Below are 16,677 nucleotides of genomic sequence, written 5' to 3'. Positions count from 1 at the left end.
AATGAAAAGAAAAATCGCTATTGCCGCAGACCATGCCGGTTTTGAATACAAGGAAATCCTAAAAAAACATCTTGAAGAAAAGTTTGAAGTACAAGATTTTGGAACATTTTCTATTGACAGCGTAGATTATCCGGATTTTGTGCACCCTGCAGCAACTTCTGTTGAGAACGGTGAAAATGAACTAGGAATTCTGATCTGTGGAAGCGGAAACGGAGTTCAGATTACGGCAAACAAACATCAGAAAATCAGATGTGCACTATGTTGGATGCCGGAAATTGCAGAGTTGGCAAGACAGCATAATGATGCAAATATGATTTCTATCCCTGCTAGATTTATTTCTAAAGAAGTTGCTATAGAAATTGCAAACAGATTTCTCTCTACCGATTTTGAAGGAGGAAGGCATCAGACAAGAGTTGATAAAATAGCATTCTGTTAAATCATAAAGGCTTGTAATTCAGTTTGCAAGCCTTATTTATTTTTTATTTCTTATATTTGCTTTATCAAACAGAAATTACCAATCTGTTTATTCCATCCAAAGCCTGAAAATAATTTAGATATTTATTGAAAGGTTTTCCTCCCACTTCTCCTTTTTTGTATTAAATTTATACAACTAAAACTTTCATTATAACTGAAAATTCAATTAAAAAATATTAAAAGTAAAAGATCATTTACTTTATTAAAAGCAGTTTTATTAATGTAAACGAATATCATCAATGTTAGAAAATTCTCAAATAAAATTCATTTCCGAAATTAAAACTAAAGTAAGAAATGCACAGTACGAAGCAATGAAGGCAGTGAATGTTGCCTTGATTAATTTGTATTGGGAAATTGGGAAATCTATTTCGGAGAATCAGACAGAAAATTGGGGAAAATCAGTTGTTGCTACACTATCCAAAGAATTACAAAAAGAATTTTCTGGATTTGTTGGGTTTTCCACTACTAATTTATGGTTAATGATGCAGTTTTATTCTGAATATCAATCAAATATAAATCTCCAACCATTGGTAGGGGAAATCAGCTGGCCGAAACATGTTGTAGCTAAAACAATAAAACCACCTATTTTATGAAAAGTATTCTTCCGATTCTTTTAGTTTTTTTGTTTTATTTTTGTTATGCACAAAAACCTAGAGATACAATTCGGGAGCTTCAAAGAGAAAAGGAAGCAGAACAAAAGGATTTAAAAAAGTGTAATAATTTAAAAAATGATTTCAAAGATATTTCTTTCAAAAGGTTAGAAAAAAAAATTGTTGATCAGCTTATTTTCGATAGAAAAAGTATAATTATCAATTACAGACAGCCATTTTCAAAGTATACAACTATGATTTTAGATCCGTTCGATTATACTCCGCACTATTGTAATTATTGGAATCCAGCATATAATCAATCCGACTTTTGGAATAAGAGAACAGTCAGATATTTACATAGAAAATTCAATATCAATATAATTCCGTTTTTACCTGAAAAAGGACAATTTATAAATGTACAAAATGTTAAATTCAATATAGATAAGAATGATAAAGCAATCCTAATATTTTTAAAACAAAAAAAGACTGAAATTTTGGGTCATTTTAATGCAAATGAAGGAGAAAAGTATCATTTTTTTCACGCAAAAGGATATAAAGAAAATAAATTAAATCTTAGTGAAAAATCTTATCAGGAATTTGAGATAAATTTCAGAAATTATTTAGGTAAAATTGTTACGGTGAGATATACTTATGATGATAATAAAGAAGTTTATAAGACCTTTCAATACAAACTTAAGAAGTGGATAGAAATTCCTACAAAAGATGAATATAAATTTTAAAATAAGTTAAATGAAAACTTTTGCAACATTTTGCTTATTATTTCTAATAATTTTTACCAGTGCACAGGAAATTGCCGACAAACAAGCTTTTAAAAAATGCAGGAAACAATTCAGCAAAAAGATGTGTCTTTCTGATGAAGATCGAGATGGTATTTTGTTCTATTTAGATCAATGTCCCAAAGATGTAGGTTCCGAAGAAAATAACGGCTGTCCATGGACAGATAATGATGGAGATGGGATTTGGGATAAAGATGATGCTTGCTATAAAGTTGCAGGTCCTACGGAAAATAATGGTTGTCCATGGTCAGATACAGATGGAGATGGGATTTTAGATAAAGATGATGCGTGTCCTACGATTCCTGGTATTCCTGAAAAACAAGGTTGTCCAAAAAAAAATTGCTCTGAAAATTATGAAATTGCAAGAAAAGAAGCACACGATTACATAAATTTACAGAAAGAAATTAATTACAAGTCTTTACAAAAACCAGTATTAGAAATTTTAAAGAAGATTAAATTTGATTCTGCTGTTTTATTAATTATCAATCCAAACATTTTTGAAGGACATGGACCGGCAGAGTGTCCAACTTTTGAATTTCCAGAAACCTTAAATTACACATCAGAATCATACATTTGGGACGAAAAAATGATAAGAAAAATTTCTAGCGCTATCAATCAAAATATTTTTCCTGCATCAAATAATTCTTTATTTTGGGATAGAAGTGGTTTTTACACAGAAAATGATGAAGAATTTGGAAAGTTGAATAGCGAACAAATTACCTTTATAAATAAGCTTTCTTCTTTTTCAGATCCAAAATATGGCAAAATAAAATATCTTAAAAATAAAAATAAAAATAAAAATAAGAAACTTTCTAAATTACCCAGTAATTTTAATAAAATTATATTTCATGAAGATGGAAATATAGAAAATAAGAAATTTCATCCAGAAATTACGTTTGAAATTATTACTTACACTACTGTTTATAATTATAAATTTAAATATATTTTTGAAACCAGAAGTTGATCTATGATAGCAGAAGGTAGTTACAATAATGAAATTTCAAAAAAATAATTTTAAAAAAAGCAATTAATAATGCCAAAAAAAAATAAATACATAAGTCAGAAAAATGACTCAAAACTCTTGGAAATTGGAAGACTGATTCTCCGTTTTATGAATCAGAACCAAACCAAAATATACAATTACAAACAGATTTCAGACGGAATTGACTATAAAAATCCGAGACAACGTGAGTTGGTAATCCAGTCTTTACATAAGCTTTTAGCAAATCAAAGAATTAAGGAAACTGAAAAAGGAAAATTTAGCATCAATCTAAACATTGAAGGTACTTTAACAGGAATTATTGATTTCAACCAAAGTGGAAATGCTTACGTAACAGTCGAGAATTTAAAAGATGACGTTTTCGTTCACGCAAAAAATGTGAAAGATGCATTGCAAGGCGATAAAGTTCTTATCGTAACCTACAATTTTAAAGGAAAAAAAATGGAAGGCTCTGTGCTAGAAGTTTTAGAAAGAAACCGCACAGAGTTTGTAGGAACTTTCCAGCTCGTTCAGCATAAAGAATTCGGGTTTGTCGTTTGTGATAAAAAAACGATTAACACTGATATTTTTATACCAAAAGGTAAAATTAACGGTGCCGAAAACGGCGATAAAGTCGTTGTAAAAATGCTGGAATGGAAATCTGGAGATAAAAATCCTGATGGTGAAATTATTAAAGTTCTTGGAGCTCCAGGAGAACACGAAACAGAAATTCACTCTATTTTAGCAGAATATGGTTTACCATACAGCTTCCCTGAAGAAGTAGAATCGGACGCCGATAAAATTGACAGAAGAGTGACCGATGAAGAGGTTGCGAAGCGTAGAGATATGCGTAAAATCTGTACGTTCACGATTGACCCGAAAGATGCAAAAGACTTTGATGATGCCTTATCGATCCAAAAATTAGACAACGGAAACTGGGAAATCGGAGTACACATTGCCGACGTTTCGCATTATGTAGTTCCGGGAACGATGTTGGATGATGAAGCATACGAAAGAGCGACTTCTGTATATTTGGTTGACCGTGTTGTACCGATGTTGCCCGAAGTTTTAAGTAATGACGTTTGCTCGCTTCGTCCGAATGAAGACAAGTTTACGTTCTCAGCGGTTTTTGAGATGAATGATAAAGCTGAAGTGGTGAATGAATGGTTCGGTAGAACTGCCATTCACTCAGACAGAAGATTCACTTATGAAGAAGCTCAGGAAAGAATTGAGACTCAGGAAGGCGATTTAACAGAAGAAATTCTGACGCTCGACAGACTCGCAAAAATCATGCGTGACCAAAGAATTAAAAACGGTGCGATAACCTTTGACAGAAGCGAAGTTCGATTTAATTTAAATGAAAAAAGCGAACCGATTGGAGTTTACTTTAAAGTCAGCAAAGATTCAAATCATTTGATTGAAGAATTCATGCTTTTGGCAAACAGAAAAGTTTCTGAATTTGTTTCTCTTAAAAAAGGAAGGCCAAACGGAAATACCTTTATTTACAGAGTTCACGACGATCCGGATCCTGCGAAATTAGAAGCTTTACGAGATTTCGTTTCGACTTTCGGATATAAAATGGATCTGACAAACACCAAAAAAGTTGCCGAATCTCTAAATAACTTACTTTCTGAAGTAAAAGGTAAGGGAGAAGAAAATATGATCGAAACACTTGCCATGCGAAGTATGAGCAAAGCAGTTTATTCTACTGAGCCTATCGGTCACTACGGTCTTGGTTTTGATTATTACTCACACTTCACCTCTCCTATCCGTCGTTACCCAGATTTATTGGCGCACAGATTACTTCAACATTATTTAGATGGCGGAAAATCTCCTGATAAAAATGAATTGGAAGAAAAAGCTAAACATTGCAGCGCAAGAGAACGTTTGGCTGCCGATGCAGAAAGAGATTCTATCAAATTCATGCAGGTAAAATTCATGGAAAAACATTTGGGAGAAACATTTACGGGTGTTATTTCCGGAGTTGCAGAGTTTGGTTTCTGGGTGCAGATTCCTGAAAACGGTGCTGAAGGTTTGATTAAATTACGTGATTTAATGGATGATTCTTACACCTATGATAAGTCGACACACGCTGTTTACGGCTCAAGAACAGGTAGAAAGTTTCAGCTGGGCGAAGAAGTTCAGATCAAAGTGGTAAAAGCTAATTTAATTCAAAAGCAATTAGACTTTAAGATTGTTGATTAAATGACTAAAGTTGATAAATATATTGTTTTAAGTATTTTAAATGTTGTTTTACTAGTAACTTTGATATTTAAAACAGTTATTAATTTTTATTGGTTTGTTTTGATTATCAGCTTAATGTGCATCATTATTAATAGATTAATCAACAAAAACATTATTAAAATTAAAGACGGAGATAAAAATTACTTTTTTGGAGTTGTTTTTCCTTTGATAGTCAATTGTTTTTTTCTAATCAATTATTTTACAGGAATGAATCCAAAAAAAGAAACATATTGCTTTAAAAGCAAGATTGCTGAAGTTGGAGGAAGGAATAGTCACCAAAAAGGAAAAACTACCTACATTTATTTGAGTGGTAATGCTTACAAATATTCTTATATGACAAGAAGTTTTTTTATTGATTATAAAAAAATGTGGGGTAATAATCAAATCATCTATACTTTTGAAAGAGGTATATTTGGTTTAAAAGTCAGAAAAGATTACAAATTTGTCTACAATGAATCTTGTCCAGATAACTACTAAATTGAAAGCGTGCTATTTCACTTTAAATAATGAAAGACTGTCCTATGTGGCAGTCTTTTTTGTTTAAAAAAGTTTTTATCATACGATTTAGATTTAAAAAATTCATTTTTGCAGACAAATAGAAATATAATTTTTAAATTTGGGATAGAAACAAATTTGAATGTTTGAACTCGTATTATCGGCCGTTGGCCTAGGCTTCATGTTGAGCCTGGTTTTCATAGGTCCTATTTTTTTCCTCTTAATAGAAACTAGTTTTACAAGAGGTCCAAGACATGCTTTAGCACTTGATTTTGGTGTCATTACAGCAGATTTACTGTGCATTATAGCAGCCTACTATGCCAGTGCAGACATTGTAAATCTTATTGATAAACACCCCGGTTTTTATAGAATTACAGCGATTCTCATCCTGTCTTATGGTATCATCATGTTGGTAACCAAAACCAAAATGCACTTGCCGGGAGAAGAAAAAATTATCAGTCAGAACTACATAAAAACATTCCTTAATGGGTTTCTGTTAAATATTTTAAATGTGGGAGTCATTCTTTTCTGGTTGCTTACAGTTATTGGTGTGAGAAATCAATATCCGGATACCGGAACTCTGATTTTATACCTAGCCATTGTGATTATGACCTATCTTTTGATAGATTTTGCTAAAATTTTCTTATCAAAACAATTCCACGATAGATTGACTCAAAAATTAGCAAACAATATCAGAAAAGGTGTTGGTATCGTACTGATTATTTTCAGTTTCTTCATATTTCTGCAAAGTTTCAAAAAGTTTAATCAGTTTGACAAAAGATTAGAAGAAGCAGAAAAGAAAGAACTAAAGTACAAGAAAGATCAATAAATCAGTCTGATTAAAAAAAACATCAATTGAAAAATGAAATCGCAATGATTTAATGGTATAAATATCCATGAAGTTTTAGCGATTGCAGATGACCTATAAAAACAATAAAAATACAGATGAAAAAAATATTTCCAAAATCTCTTAAAAAAGGCGATAAAATTGCCATCATCTCCCCTGCCGGAGCCGTAGAACCCGCTCAGCTTGAGAAAGGAATTAAATTAATTAAAAGCAAAGGTTTTCAACCAGTGTTAGGTGAAAATCTTTATACAAAATTTTCAAACGGTTACAATTATGCCGGAACTGAAGAGCAAAGAACCAAAGACATCAATTGGGCTTTAAACGACTCTGAAATTTCTGCTATTTGGGCATCTCGTGGAGGTTATGGCTGTCAGCATCTCATTGAAAATTTAAACTTAAAAGGTTTTACAAAGAATCCGAAATGGTATATTGGATATTCTGATAATACAGTGATTCAAAGTTATTTGTTGAAAAAAGGTTTCGCTTCAATTCATGGGCAAACCATTAAAACCTCAAGTTTCGGAGTGACTGATGAAAGTTATGATCTAACGTTTAATATTCTAAAAGGAAAACCTTTAAAATATACTTTAAAATCGAATCATTTCAACAAAGAAGGAAATGTGGAAGGCGAATTGATTGGAGGGAATTTGGCTTTAGTTTATGCGCTTTTAGGAACAAAATACTCTTTTGATTTTAAAGATAAAATTTTATTCATCGAAGATATTGGCGAAAACTTTTATGCACTCGACAGAATGATCATGAGCTTAGAATTAGCCGGAGTTTTCACTAAAATCAAAGGCTTAATTATTGGCGGAATGACCAATATGGGCGACGAAAAAGAAAACAAGCAATACGAAGAAAGCTTTGATGAGTTTGCATACAAATTAATCTCAGACAGAATTTCAAAATATAACTTCCCTACTGTTTTTGCTTTCCCAAATGGGCATATTCACAACAATATTCCTTTGATAATAGGAGCAGAAATATCTTTGAAAGCCGGAAAAAATGTATCGTTAACTTTTAAATAGAATGATGTTTTACTCAAAATTTGTACTCGCATTTTTCTTGATTTTAGCTGGAGTGATACATTTTGTAAAGCCTCAGATTTTCATGAAAATAATGCCCGATTATATTCCAATGCATCTGCAGATGGTTTACATCAGCGGTGCAGTAGAAATTTTGTGTGGAATTCTCTTCCTCTTTCCCGAAACTCAAAAGCTGGGAGCTTATCTTTGTATCGCATTATTTATCGCAGTTTTTCCTGCCAATATTGAGATGGCAAAAAAGTTTTATCAGATTCATCATAAATATTTTTGGCTTACTCTTTTGAGACTTCCTTTACAGATTGTTTTGATTTGGTGGGCGTATCAATTTAGAAAGTAATGGCAGATCACAACGACCTTGGCAAGAAAGCAGAAGATTTGGCTGCCGAATATTTAGTGAAAAACGGCTACAGAATTTTGGTGCGAAATTTTAGATTTAAAAAAGCTGAAATCGATATTATTTCTGAAAAAGACAACTTAATTATTGTCACAGAAGTGAAAGCCAGATCAACCGATTTTTTTATTCTGCCACAAGAAGCCGTTACAAAAGGAAAAATTAAGTCGATTGTTACGGCAGCCAACCATTTTATGGAAGAATTTAATAGAGATCAGGAGGTGAGATTTGATATTATCTCTGTGCTCCCTGACCAAAAAGGAAATTTAATAGTAGAACATATTCCGGATGCTTTTCAGGCATTCGACGCCAATTAATTTAATGTAACAATTTACCAACCTAACAATGTACCAATTATTGGTAAACTGATATACTGATACATTGTTAGATTTAAAAATGAAAATTTTTATGAAAACAATATTCATCACCGGAGCCACTTCCGGAATCGGAAAAGCCACTGCAGAGTTTTTTGCAAAACAAGGAAACAGAATCATCATTTGCGGAAGACGACCAGAGGTTTTGGAATCTGTAAAAACTGAATTATCAGCTTTGACCGAAGTTTTTAGTTTAAAATTTGATGTCAGAAATTTGGAAGAAGTTGAAAACGCAATCGCGTCACTTCCTGAAGAGTGGAAAAATGTAGATGTTCTTATCAATAATGCAGGAAATGCACATGGTTTAGAGCCTTTATCAGCCGGAAGTACCAACGACTGGGATTCTATGATCGACGGTAACATAAAAGGACTTCTATACGTTTCAAAAACGCTTATCCCGATGATGAAAGAAAGAAATTCCGGACAAATTATCAATATAAGCTCGGTTGCAGCAAGACAGACTTATGCGAATGGCGTGGTGTATTGTGCTACAAAAAAGGCAGTTGATGTGATTTCTGAAGGAATGAGAATCGAACTCACAGAGTTTGGAATCAGAGTGACGAATATTCAACCCGGAGCTGTAGAAACAGATTTTTCTTTGATTAGGTTTAAAGGTGATCAGGAAAGAGCAGCGACCGTTTATGCAGGTTATGAAGCATTGAAAGCTGAAGATATTGCTGATGCCATCGCTTACTGTGTGAATGCTCCACAGCACGTGACAGTTTCAGATATGACAATCTATCCTAGTGCTCAGAGTGAGCCGAGAACGATTTACAGAAAAGGATAATTTGAAAATGGTTTAATTTGAGAATTTGAAAATGAAAGTTTTTTGTGGAATTTTTTTATTGTTCTTTGTTTTTGGATATTCTCAAAAATATTCAAAGGCGGAAGATGCGGTTTTGATTCAGGCTAAAAAATTGGATTCTCTGATGATGAATAATAACATTTCAATTGTAAATCTATTTACCAAAGACGTTTCTTTCGGTCATTCTAACGGCTGGATTCTGAATTTGGATGATTTTAAAAAAGATTTTATTTCAAAGAAAGTCGGATACAAGGAAATCAGTCAGACTGAAGTTTCTGAAATTAAAAAGTTTAAAAATACCGTCAGCCTCAGAAGAACCATTAAAGTTGCGGGTCTTTACGAAAAATATGATTTTGAAATGAAACTCGCAGTGCTTGAAATCTGGATTAAAAAGAAATCTGAATGGAAATTGTGGAGCCGTCAAAGTGTGGAAATAAAGCCATAAATTTGTTGTAAAACGAACAAATAATGAACGAAGATTTTCAAAAATTTTTAATTTATCAGACGCCAAACAATGAAGTTCGGGTCGATGTTTTTCTGCAAAATGAAACGGCCTGGCTTACGCAAAAGTCAATGGCGGCTTTGTTTGATGTGGCAAAGTCTACGATTAGTGAGCACTTGTCAAACATTTATGCTTCCAATGAACTTTTAAAGGAAGCAACTGTTCGGGAATTCCGAACAGTTCAAACTGAAGGAGAAAGAAATGTTATCAGAAATCTCGAATATTATAATCTCGATGCCATAATTTCTGTTGGTTATCGAGTCAATTCAGCAAAAGCAACGCAATTCAGAATTTGGGCAACGCATACTTTGAAGGAATTTATCATCAAAGGTTTTGTGATGGATGATGAACGTTTGAAGCAGGGACAAACCGTTTTCGGTAAAGATTATTTTAAAGAATTACTCCAAAGAATCCGCTCGATTCGGTCAAGTGAAAGGCGAATTTATCAACAAGTCACAGACCTATTCGCCGAATGCAGTATTGATTATGATAAAAATTCTGATGTTACTAAAAACTTTTACGCAACAGTTCAGAATAAATTTCATTTTGCCATAACCGGAAAAACTGCCGCCGAAATTATTTATAAAAACGCCAACAGCGAAAAAGAAAATATGGGCTTGACTACATGGAAACATTCTCCAGATGGAAGAATTTTGAAATCTGATGTTGTAGTTGCCAAAAATTATCTCGCAGAAAAAGAAATTCAGCAGCTTGAAAGAACGGTGACAGGTTATTTTGATTACATCGAGGGTTTAATTGAAAGAGAAAATACTTTTACGATGGAAGCTTTGGCGGAAAGTGTCAATAAGTTTTTAAATTTCAACGAATACAAAGTATTGGAAGGAAACGGAAAGGTAGCCAAAATTGTTGCGGATAAAAAAGCAGTCATAGAATACGAAACATTCAATAAAACCCAAAAAATAATTTCTGATTTTGATAAAGAAATAAAAAAATTAGGAAAGAATCTTTAAGCTTCTAAGACTTTACATTTTGTCAACTTTTGAAACACTTTTATTCAATCATTTCTTTTGGTACTTTTGCGGTAGAAAAGAGAGTTTTGTAATGATCTCTTGTTTAAATTTAATTCAATGAAAATATTATACCTCGAAACTTCCTCAAAAAACTGCTCAGTCGCCATTTCAGATGACGAAAAGCTGCTTTGCGTGGCAGAAGAAGTTTCAGAAAACTATAAACAATCAGAAAGTCTTCACTCATTTGTAGAATGGGCTTTGGAAGGTGCAGAGCTTTCGATAAAAGATATTGATGTAGTTTGCCTTGGAAAGGGCCCGGGTTCTTACACCGGATTAAGAATTGGTGCCGCTTCGGCAAAAGGTTTTTGTTATGGCTTACATATTCCTTTGGTAGCTGTTAATTCTTTAGAAAGCATGAAAGAGCCTTTTTTAGGTCAAAACTATGACTTAGTCATCCCTTTAGTCGATGCAAGAAGAATGGAGGTTTATACCGCTGTTTATGATGGGATTTCAGGGAATGAACTCAGTCCAACAGAAGCTAAAGTTTTAGATGAAACATCTTTTCAGGAATTTAATGATAAGAAAATCTTATTTGTAGGTGACGGAGCAAAGAAAGCAAAAGAGATTTTGCAACTTCCTAATGCTGAATTTAATGAAGATATCTACCCTTCTGCACAATATTTAGTCAAGAAAACTTTAGAGAAAATTAAAAATAAAGACTTTGAAGACATTGCCTATTTTGAGCCCTTTTATTTAAAAGAATTTCACGGAGTTAAAAAGAAAAAAAGCGAAGAATAATCTTCGCTTTTTTGTTTATTTTTTCTGAGCCGGAACCGATGCCGGTTGAAGTTTTTGAATATTATTATTCATCATATCTGGCTTCTTAGGAACACTGCCGCTTTGGATAGCATTATTTACCGGTTGTGAACTATTCGGCAACGGATTGTTTTGATTTCCGGGAGCTGTGATATTCTGAGATTGTGTAATATTATTCTGAGATGGCTGACCAAATGCACCTGAATTTTGCTGAACATTCTGAATGTTTTGCTGTACAATATTTCCCTTATTATCAGTTGACTGAAATGCGATATCACTTTTCAGATAGTTAAGCATTTCTTTTGCTTTTTCACCCTCAGGAGTTTTTCCATAGTTTAAAACAATTTGTTCCAACTGTAAAATCATTACCTCTTTCCCACTCGATTTTCCTGCGTTGAATGCATTTAAAAGATAAAGTTTAGGCACAAGTGCATCTTTAGGATTTTTTTGAATGGCTTGATCAAGTATGGCTTGGCTTTCTGTAAACTTTTCAGATTCAAATAAAGCGTATGCTGTTTTGTAATCATTTTCCATCTCTGGAGACGACTTTACAAACGTATTATTTTTAGGATTTCTGGCAAATTCTGCATACGAACTGTAAGGATAATCTGTCAGTAAAATTTGTTTTGCTTTTGCTGAAGCCTGAGGGTTTTTCTCATGATTCATTGCAAAAATTTCATACAAAGCCTGAAGCATTACCTTTTCTTCAGGTTTTACGTCTACCAGATCATACAATGTTTTTGTAGCTAAAGGAGTATTGGTAAAATAGTTCTGATACATGATTCCAAGACCTAATGAAGCGGTATCTCTGTCTTTTTTCAGTTGAGATAACTTTCCGGCATCACTTGGTATTTGCTCAATATAATAAGCTGGTTCAAAACGTCTCGGGTTTGGTACCGTGCTTACTCCCAAAGCTTCATTTTTCATATCTTCAATAGATGCCATTTTTTTAGAGTAACGCCAGTTATCTACCAAAGCTCTATCACCCCAGACTTGCTTAAAGGTTGAAGTTCCTTTGCTGACAGTTCCTGTATTTCCGTAGTAAAAACCTTTAGTTGCGGTTCCAAAATCTTCAAAAGAATTTGAGCTGTTGGCAAATATTGAATTGGCATTATAGTCTCCGGTATCAAAACCTTTGCTTCTTTCTGCACGAATTCTTTCCAATTCTTCTTTCGCTTCTTTCGCCTTTAATTTTTCGATATGTTTGGCAAAATAATCTGTTTTCTGAGGTTCAGACATTTTAGCGATCGCCAGAATACTGTCGTTTTTTCTTATTAAATAATAGTTTTTTGAAATCTTTTTGATGTTTTCAGACTGATCTTTCAATAAAATTTTTGAAGGCTCATAAGTCATTGTAGCCAATGCAGAATCGTAGTATGCTCCTGCCCCGATGTAATCGTTCTTATCTAAATATCTTCTTCCGATTTCATAATAAGTTAAACCTCTTACCTGCGGATCTGAAACTTTTTCTAAAAGAGATTTTCTGAAAAACTCTTGTCCTTCATCAGGTTTTCCCGCTTTTGTAGCCATTAAGCCTAATGCGTAATAGAACTCGTTTTTTCTTGAAGCATAAGTTCCTTTTTTGCTTATATCTTCTAAGTATTTTCTTGCGCCCGCATAGTCTCCTTTTCCGTTGAATGTTTTAGCAATTTCGATTTGAGATTTAACTTCAAATTCAAAATCATTAGCATATTTGTAGGCTGCAGCAAAGCTTTCACGCGCAGGCTCGTTTCTTCCTAATTCAGACAAAACCTGACCTCTTAAAAATGCAATTCTGCTTTTCAGTTTACGGTTTCCGTTAAGTTCAAAAGCACGGTCTAATTCTTTTACTGCTTCTTCTTTTTTTCCTGCATCCAATAGGGATTCTGAATAATAGATGCTTAAAAGCTTGTCATGATCTTTACTGATTTTTTCACTTTTTAATTTAGCGAAAACCTGATCAGATTTATGATAATCTTTTAGCTGTGCGTATGCTAAACCTTCATAAACGTGTGCTAAAGGAAGTCTTTTGTCTTCTTTCATGTGGGTAAAAACGTAGTTCAGTGCATCCAATGCCTGTCTCGATTTTCCCTGATAAATACGTGATTGAGCAAGAATAATGTATGCATCAAAAATAGTTTTATTCTGCTCCTCTCCTTTTCTGATCACAGAATATTTTCCGATTGCTTTCAAGGCTTTTGCTTCTGCAATTTCAAGCGCAGTTGCACCTTTATTATCTGGTTGATTATTTGGATCTTGAGGCATTCCCGGTCTTCCGCCTGGTCCGTTTGGAGGCATTCCCGGTGCAGTTCTTCCTCCTGGTGACGACGGTCTGTTGACTTCTGCCATCTTCATAGAGTTTTCTGCAAAAACTGAAGATTGTCCGAGGTCAGTTCCTATCGGCTGCTCTTCATACGTGAGAATAGGAATGTGTGGCGCATAAAAATTGTCTTTATGAGCTTTGTCTCTGTCTGTAAATTCACTGTTCAATGCGTCTTTTGCATTAAAAAGTGTATTGTAATATGTGGTAAATCCTTTTAAAAACTTTGATCTGGCTTCCGGTTTCTTCACTTTCGTTCCACAGGAAACAACGATAATCGCCGTCAAAAGGAATATAATATTCTTTTTCATTATTCAATATAACTCGCTAATCTGCTTTTTATTATCAAAGCATTTTGATGATTCTGTAAAAATAATAAAATTTTATGGGGAAATTATTTATATTTCTTTTAAAATTTTGTAAACCAAATGGGTAGGCAGTCCCATGATGGTGTAATAGCTACCATTCATTTTTGTAATTTTTGCCATTCCGAGCCATTCCTGGATGCCATAGCTGCCTGCTTTATCGAAAGGTTTGTAGTTTTTTACATAGAAATCAATTTCTTCTTCTGAAATTTCTTCCAATTCTACATCTGCAACATCAGTTTCAGTAATAGTTTTATTTAAAGTTTTAATGGTAATTCCGGTATAAACCTGATGCGTTTTTCCTGATAGTTTCTGCAGCATATTTTTGGCATCTGTTTCATCTCTGGGTTTACCTAAAATCTGATTGTCAATGGCAACAACGGTATCTGCGGTAAGTAAAACTTCATCTTGCTCTAGTTTTCTGAATGCATTAGCTTTTAATTCAGATAAATAAGCGGCGGCATTTTCTATTTCGATAGTTTCGGGTAAAATCTCTTCACAGTCAATTTTTACCACTTCAAAATCAAAGCCTAAACTGGTAAGCAATTCTTTTCTTCTGGGAGATTGCGATGCTAAAAGTATTTTCATATTAATTTAAACAGATTGTGTGTTATCATCATGCCATTTTCCCTGTACTTTCATCACCTGTTCTATCACATCGCGTACAGCACCGCTTCCGCCCTGCTTTTCTGAAATATAATCTGCAATATTTTTGATTTCCGGAACGGCATTTTCTGGACAGGTAGAAATCGCCGAATTCTGCATCATGTGAAGATCTGGAAGGTCATCTCCCATCGTGAGAATTTCTTCATTTTTAAGGTTATATTTAGCCTTAAAATCTGCATAATCTACCATTTTATCATGTGATTTTGCGTAATAATCCTCAATCCCAAGATAATTGATACGATGTCTCACCATTTCATCATTTCCTCCGGTAATTACTCCGATCAGATAATCATTTTTTAAAGCTTTAACGACTGCATAACCATCCAGAACATTCATCACTCTACTCATGTTTCCACCCGGCATCAGATAAACGCTTCCGTCGGTGAAAACTCCGTCTACATCAAAAACAAATGCTTTTATATCTTTTAATTTCTCTTTATAACTCATTTATTGAATATCATTTAATCTAAATTGTAAGTAAGTCTTACCGTAATTCTTGCAGATTTTGCTTTGCTTGAAGTATCAAAATTTCCTCCATAGCTGTCTTCATCCGTTGAACCTTTTGCAGTAATTTGAAATACACCCATCGAAGCATCTTTCAGTTTTCCGAGGCTTCCATCTGCGGTATTGACAATTTTTTCTGCTCGCTGCATGGCATCTTTGGCGCCGGCTTCTATTAAATTATGCTTTAGTGAAGCAAGATCAGAATACGTATACTGTGGCGTTCCCGGCTCAAACTGTACTCCACTGTTGATCAATTCTGCAGTTTTGTCCATCACAGTTTCTATCTTTTTCATAAGATCCGGATTTTTCCTTGCAGTAAATGAAATGCTTTGTGTGGCTTTATAACCGTCAAAAATATCTTCAGACTTTTCAACTCCTTCAGCATCTTTGCTGGTAACGGTACGATAGGATTTTGAAAAATTGACACCACCAAAAGAAAATTCACCGGCTTTAAAACCTTTGCTCTGAAAAAAGGCTTTTACTTTTTCTTTATCCTGTAAAATTATATTGTAAGCATCTTTTGCATCCATTGCGGAAGCATCAAAACTTCCTCCCCAACGTATTTCATCAGAGGTAAAATCTTTTGATCCCAGACCCGTTACAGATATGGTATCTTGTTTTACATTTCTGTTTTTGAAGCTGGAACCTAGTATCAATGCTGTGATAATTACTGCGATTCCGATGATCAGTGAAGGGACGAAATTTGTTTTCATTTTATTCTGTGATTTCCCCAAAGATAGCAAATTGCAATGTTTTTATTCTAAATCATACATTTTTTTAATAGAATGATTCATTGTTTTATAAATTTCCAGACTTTCATTTGTTAATAACTGCTCATGCAATTCCAAAACTCGTTTGTCGCTTCTCACGGCAGGTCCGGTTTGTGCTGATTTGGGTTCTATTTCGTGGATCTTTTTCACTGTTTCATCAATCAGCGGTAAAAAATAATCAAACGGAATTTCCTGAGCATCTGAAATTTCTTTCGCTCTCGAAAAAAGATGATTTACAAAATTGCAGGCAAAAACTGCAGTCAGATGAATGTATTTTCTCTTTTGATGACTGCTTTCCATCACATTTTCTGAAATTTGAGAAGCTAATTCAGCTAAAATTTTTTGATCTTCAGAATTTTCAGTTTCAATAAAAAAAGGAATTTTAGAATAATCCAATTCTTTAGTTTTTGAAAACGTCTGTAAAGGATAAAAGCTTGACTTTCTGTACTCTCCTATCAAAATTTCTTTAGGCAATGAACCTGAAGTATGGGCAACTAGACAATCTTTTTTAGTAATTAATTGAGATACATTTTCCACAGAACTGTCACTTACACAGATGATATACAAATCTGCATCTTCCAAATTATTTGTAGAATATGGAATGTTTAATTCCTGAGATATTTTGTTTAAATCTTCCTCATTTCTCCCAAATAGCTGAGCCAAAGGAATATTTTTTTGAGTAAAAGCTTTAGCCAAATGATAAGCTACATTACCGGAACCGATGATTACAATTTGCATAAAA

Annotated in this window: 18 protein-coding genes and 1 pseudogene; 14 read left to right on the top strand and 5 right to left on the bottom strand. The window is 33.6% G+C overall.

What is annotated here, in order from left to right:
• Position 1: 1 nt before the first annotated feature.
• The 14 genes and pseudogenes from rpiB (at position 2) to tsaB (ending at position 11,313) form a co-directional block, all read left to right on the top strand.
• Entirely contained in the window at positions 2-436 is a 435-nt protein-coding gene (rpiB, locus tag MQX03_RS19820; protein WP_242805308.1) for a ribose 5-phosphate isomerase B, read from the top strand.
• A gap of 277 nt (positions 437-713) precedes the next feature.
• The gene (locus MQX03_RS19815) at positions 714-1,067 is read left to right on the top strand and encodes a DUF1016 N-terminal domain-containing protein (protein WP_242805306.1); all 354 of its coding nucleotides are present in this window, start codon (positions 714-716) and stop codon (positions 1,065-1,067) included.
• Positions 1,064-1,804 (top strand): hypothetical protein, encoded by a 741-nt coding sequence (locus MQX03_RS19810; protein WP_242805304.1) that lies wholly within the window; start codon positions 1,064-1,066, stop codon positions 1,802-1,804. The genes MQX03_RS19815 and MQX03_RS19810 overlap by 4 nt, the downstream gene beginning before the upstream one ends.
• Before the next feature lie 133 nt (positions 1,805-1,937).
• Positions 1,938-2,195, top strand: a pseudogene (locus MQX03_RS19805) (thrombospondin type 3 repeat-containing protein); the annotation flags it as partial.
• Between the two features lie 699 nt (positions 2,196-2,894).
• Complete coding sequence (rnr, locus tag MQX03_RS19800) at positions 2,895-5,045, top strand: ribonuclease R (protein WP_242805302.1); 2,151 nt, start codon at positions 2,895-2,897, stop codon at positions 5,043-5,045.
• A gap of 246 nt (positions 5,046-5,291) precedes the next feature.
• On the top strand, positions 5,292-5,561 hold the full coding sequence (locus MQX03_RS19795) for a hypothetical protein (protein ID WP_242805300.1): 270 nt from the start codon (positions 5,292-5,294) through the stop codon (positions 5,559-5,561).
• A gap of 160 nt (positions 5,562-5,721) precedes the next feature.
• A complete protein-coding gene (locus tag MQX03_RS19790; RefSeq protein WP_242805298.1) occupies positions 5,722-6,408 on the top strand; it encodes a LysE family translocator in 687 nt (228 codons plus the stop codon).
• Between the two features lie 116 nt (positions 6,409-6,524).
• Positions 6,525-7,454, top strand: a complete 930-nt coding sequence (locus MQX03_RS19785) for a S66 peptidase family protein (RefSeq protein WP_242805296.1) — start codon at positions 6,525-6,527, stop codon at positions 7,452-7,454.
• A 1-nt stretch (position 7,455) separates the two neighbouring features.
• Positions 7,456-7,809, top strand: coding sequence for a DoxX family protein (locus tag MQX03_RS19780; protein WP_242805294.1), 354 nt, complete (start codon positions 7,456-7,458; stop codon positions 7,807-7,809).
• Positions 7,809-8,180, top strand: a complete 372-nt coding sequence (locus tag MQX03_RS19775; protein WP_242805293.1) for a YraN family protein — start codon at positions 7,809-7,811, stop codon at positions 8,178-8,180. The genes MQX03_RS19780 and MQX03_RS19775 overlap by 1 nt, the downstream gene beginning before the upstream one ends.
• Before the next feature lie 91 nt (positions 8,181-8,271).
• Positions 8,272-9,024, top strand: coding sequence for an SDR family NAD(P)-dependent oxidoreductase (locus MQX03_RS19770; RefSeq protein WP_242805291.1), 753 nt, complete (start codon positions 8,272-8,274; stop codon positions 9,022-9,024).
• A 31-nt stretch (positions 9,025-9,055) separates the two neighbouring features.
• A complete protein-coding gene (locus MQX03_RS19765; RefSeq protein ID WP_242805289.1) occupies positions 9,056-9,487 on the top strand; it encodes a nuclear transport factor 2 family protein in 432 nt (143 codons plus the stop codon).
• Between the two features lie 23 nt (positions 9,488-9,510).
• Positions 9,511-10,515, top strand: a complete 1,005-nt coding sequence (locus tag MQX03_RS19760) for a virulence RhuM family protein (RefSeq protein WP_242805287.1) — start codon at positions 9,511-9,513, stop codon at positions 10,513-10,515.
• A gap of 117 nt (positions 10,516-10,632) precedes the next feature.
• On the top strand, positions 10,633-11,313 hold the full coding sequence (tsaB, locus tag MQX03_RS19755) for a tRNA (adenosine(37)-N6)-threonylcarbamoyltransferase complex dimerization subunit type 1 TsaB (RefSeq protein ID WP_242805285.1): 681 nt from the start codon (positions 10,633-10,635) through the stop codon (positions 11,311-11,313).
• Positions 11,314-11,328: 15 nt separating this feature from the next.
• On the opposite strand, the gene porW is transcribed toward tsaB, so the two are convergent.
• From porW to MQX03_RS19730, 5 genes are all read right to left on the bottom strand, one after another.
• Complete coding sequence (gene porW, locus MQX03_RS19750) at positions 11,329-13,941, bottom strand: type IX secretion system periplasmic lipoprotein PorW/SprE (RefSeq protein ID WP_242805283.1); 2,613 nt, start codon at positions 13,939-13,941, stop codon at positions 11,329-11,331.
• A gap of 87 nt (positions 13,942-14,028) precedes the next feature.
• A complete protein-coding gene (locus tag MQX03_RS19745; protein WP_242805281.1) occupies positions 14,029-14,583 on the bottom strand; it encodes a Maf family protein in 555 nt (184 codons plus the stop codon).
• Between the two features lie 6 nt (positions 14,584-14,589).
• The gene (locus MQX03_RS19740) at positions 14,590-15,108 is read right to left on the bottom strand and encodes a KdsC family phosphatase (RefSeq protein WP_242805279.1); all 519 of its coding nucleotides are present in this window, start codon (positions 15,106-15,108) and stop codon (positions 14,590-14,592) included.
• Positions 15,109-15,122: 14 nt separating this feature from the next.
• Complete coding sequence (locus MQX03_RS19735; RefSeq protein ID WP_242805277.1) at positions 15,123-15,878, bottom strand: SIMPL domain-containing protein; 756 nt, start codon at positions 15,876-15,878, stop codon at positions 15,123-15,125.
• 42 nt (positions 15,879-15,920) lie between these two features.
• Positions 15,921-16,673 carry a Rossmann-like and DUF2520 domain-containing protein gene (locus MQX03_RS19730; protein WP_242805275.1) on the bottom strand — a complete coding sequence of 251 codons (753 nt, stop codon included), beginning with the start codon at positions 16,671-16,673 and terminating at the stop codon, positions 15,921-15,923.
• Positions 16,674-16,677: the final 4 nt, after the last annotated feature.

This window comes from Chryseobacterium aahli (genome assembly GCF_022699665.1).
GTDB classification, from domain to species: domain Bacteria; phylum Bacteroidota; class Bacteroidia; order Flavobacteriales; family Weeksellaceae; genus Chryseobacterium; species Chryseobacterium aahli.
The sequence above is the reverse complement of the archived record's forward strand: the minus strand, read 5'-3'. Positions and strand labels throughout refer to the sequence as shown.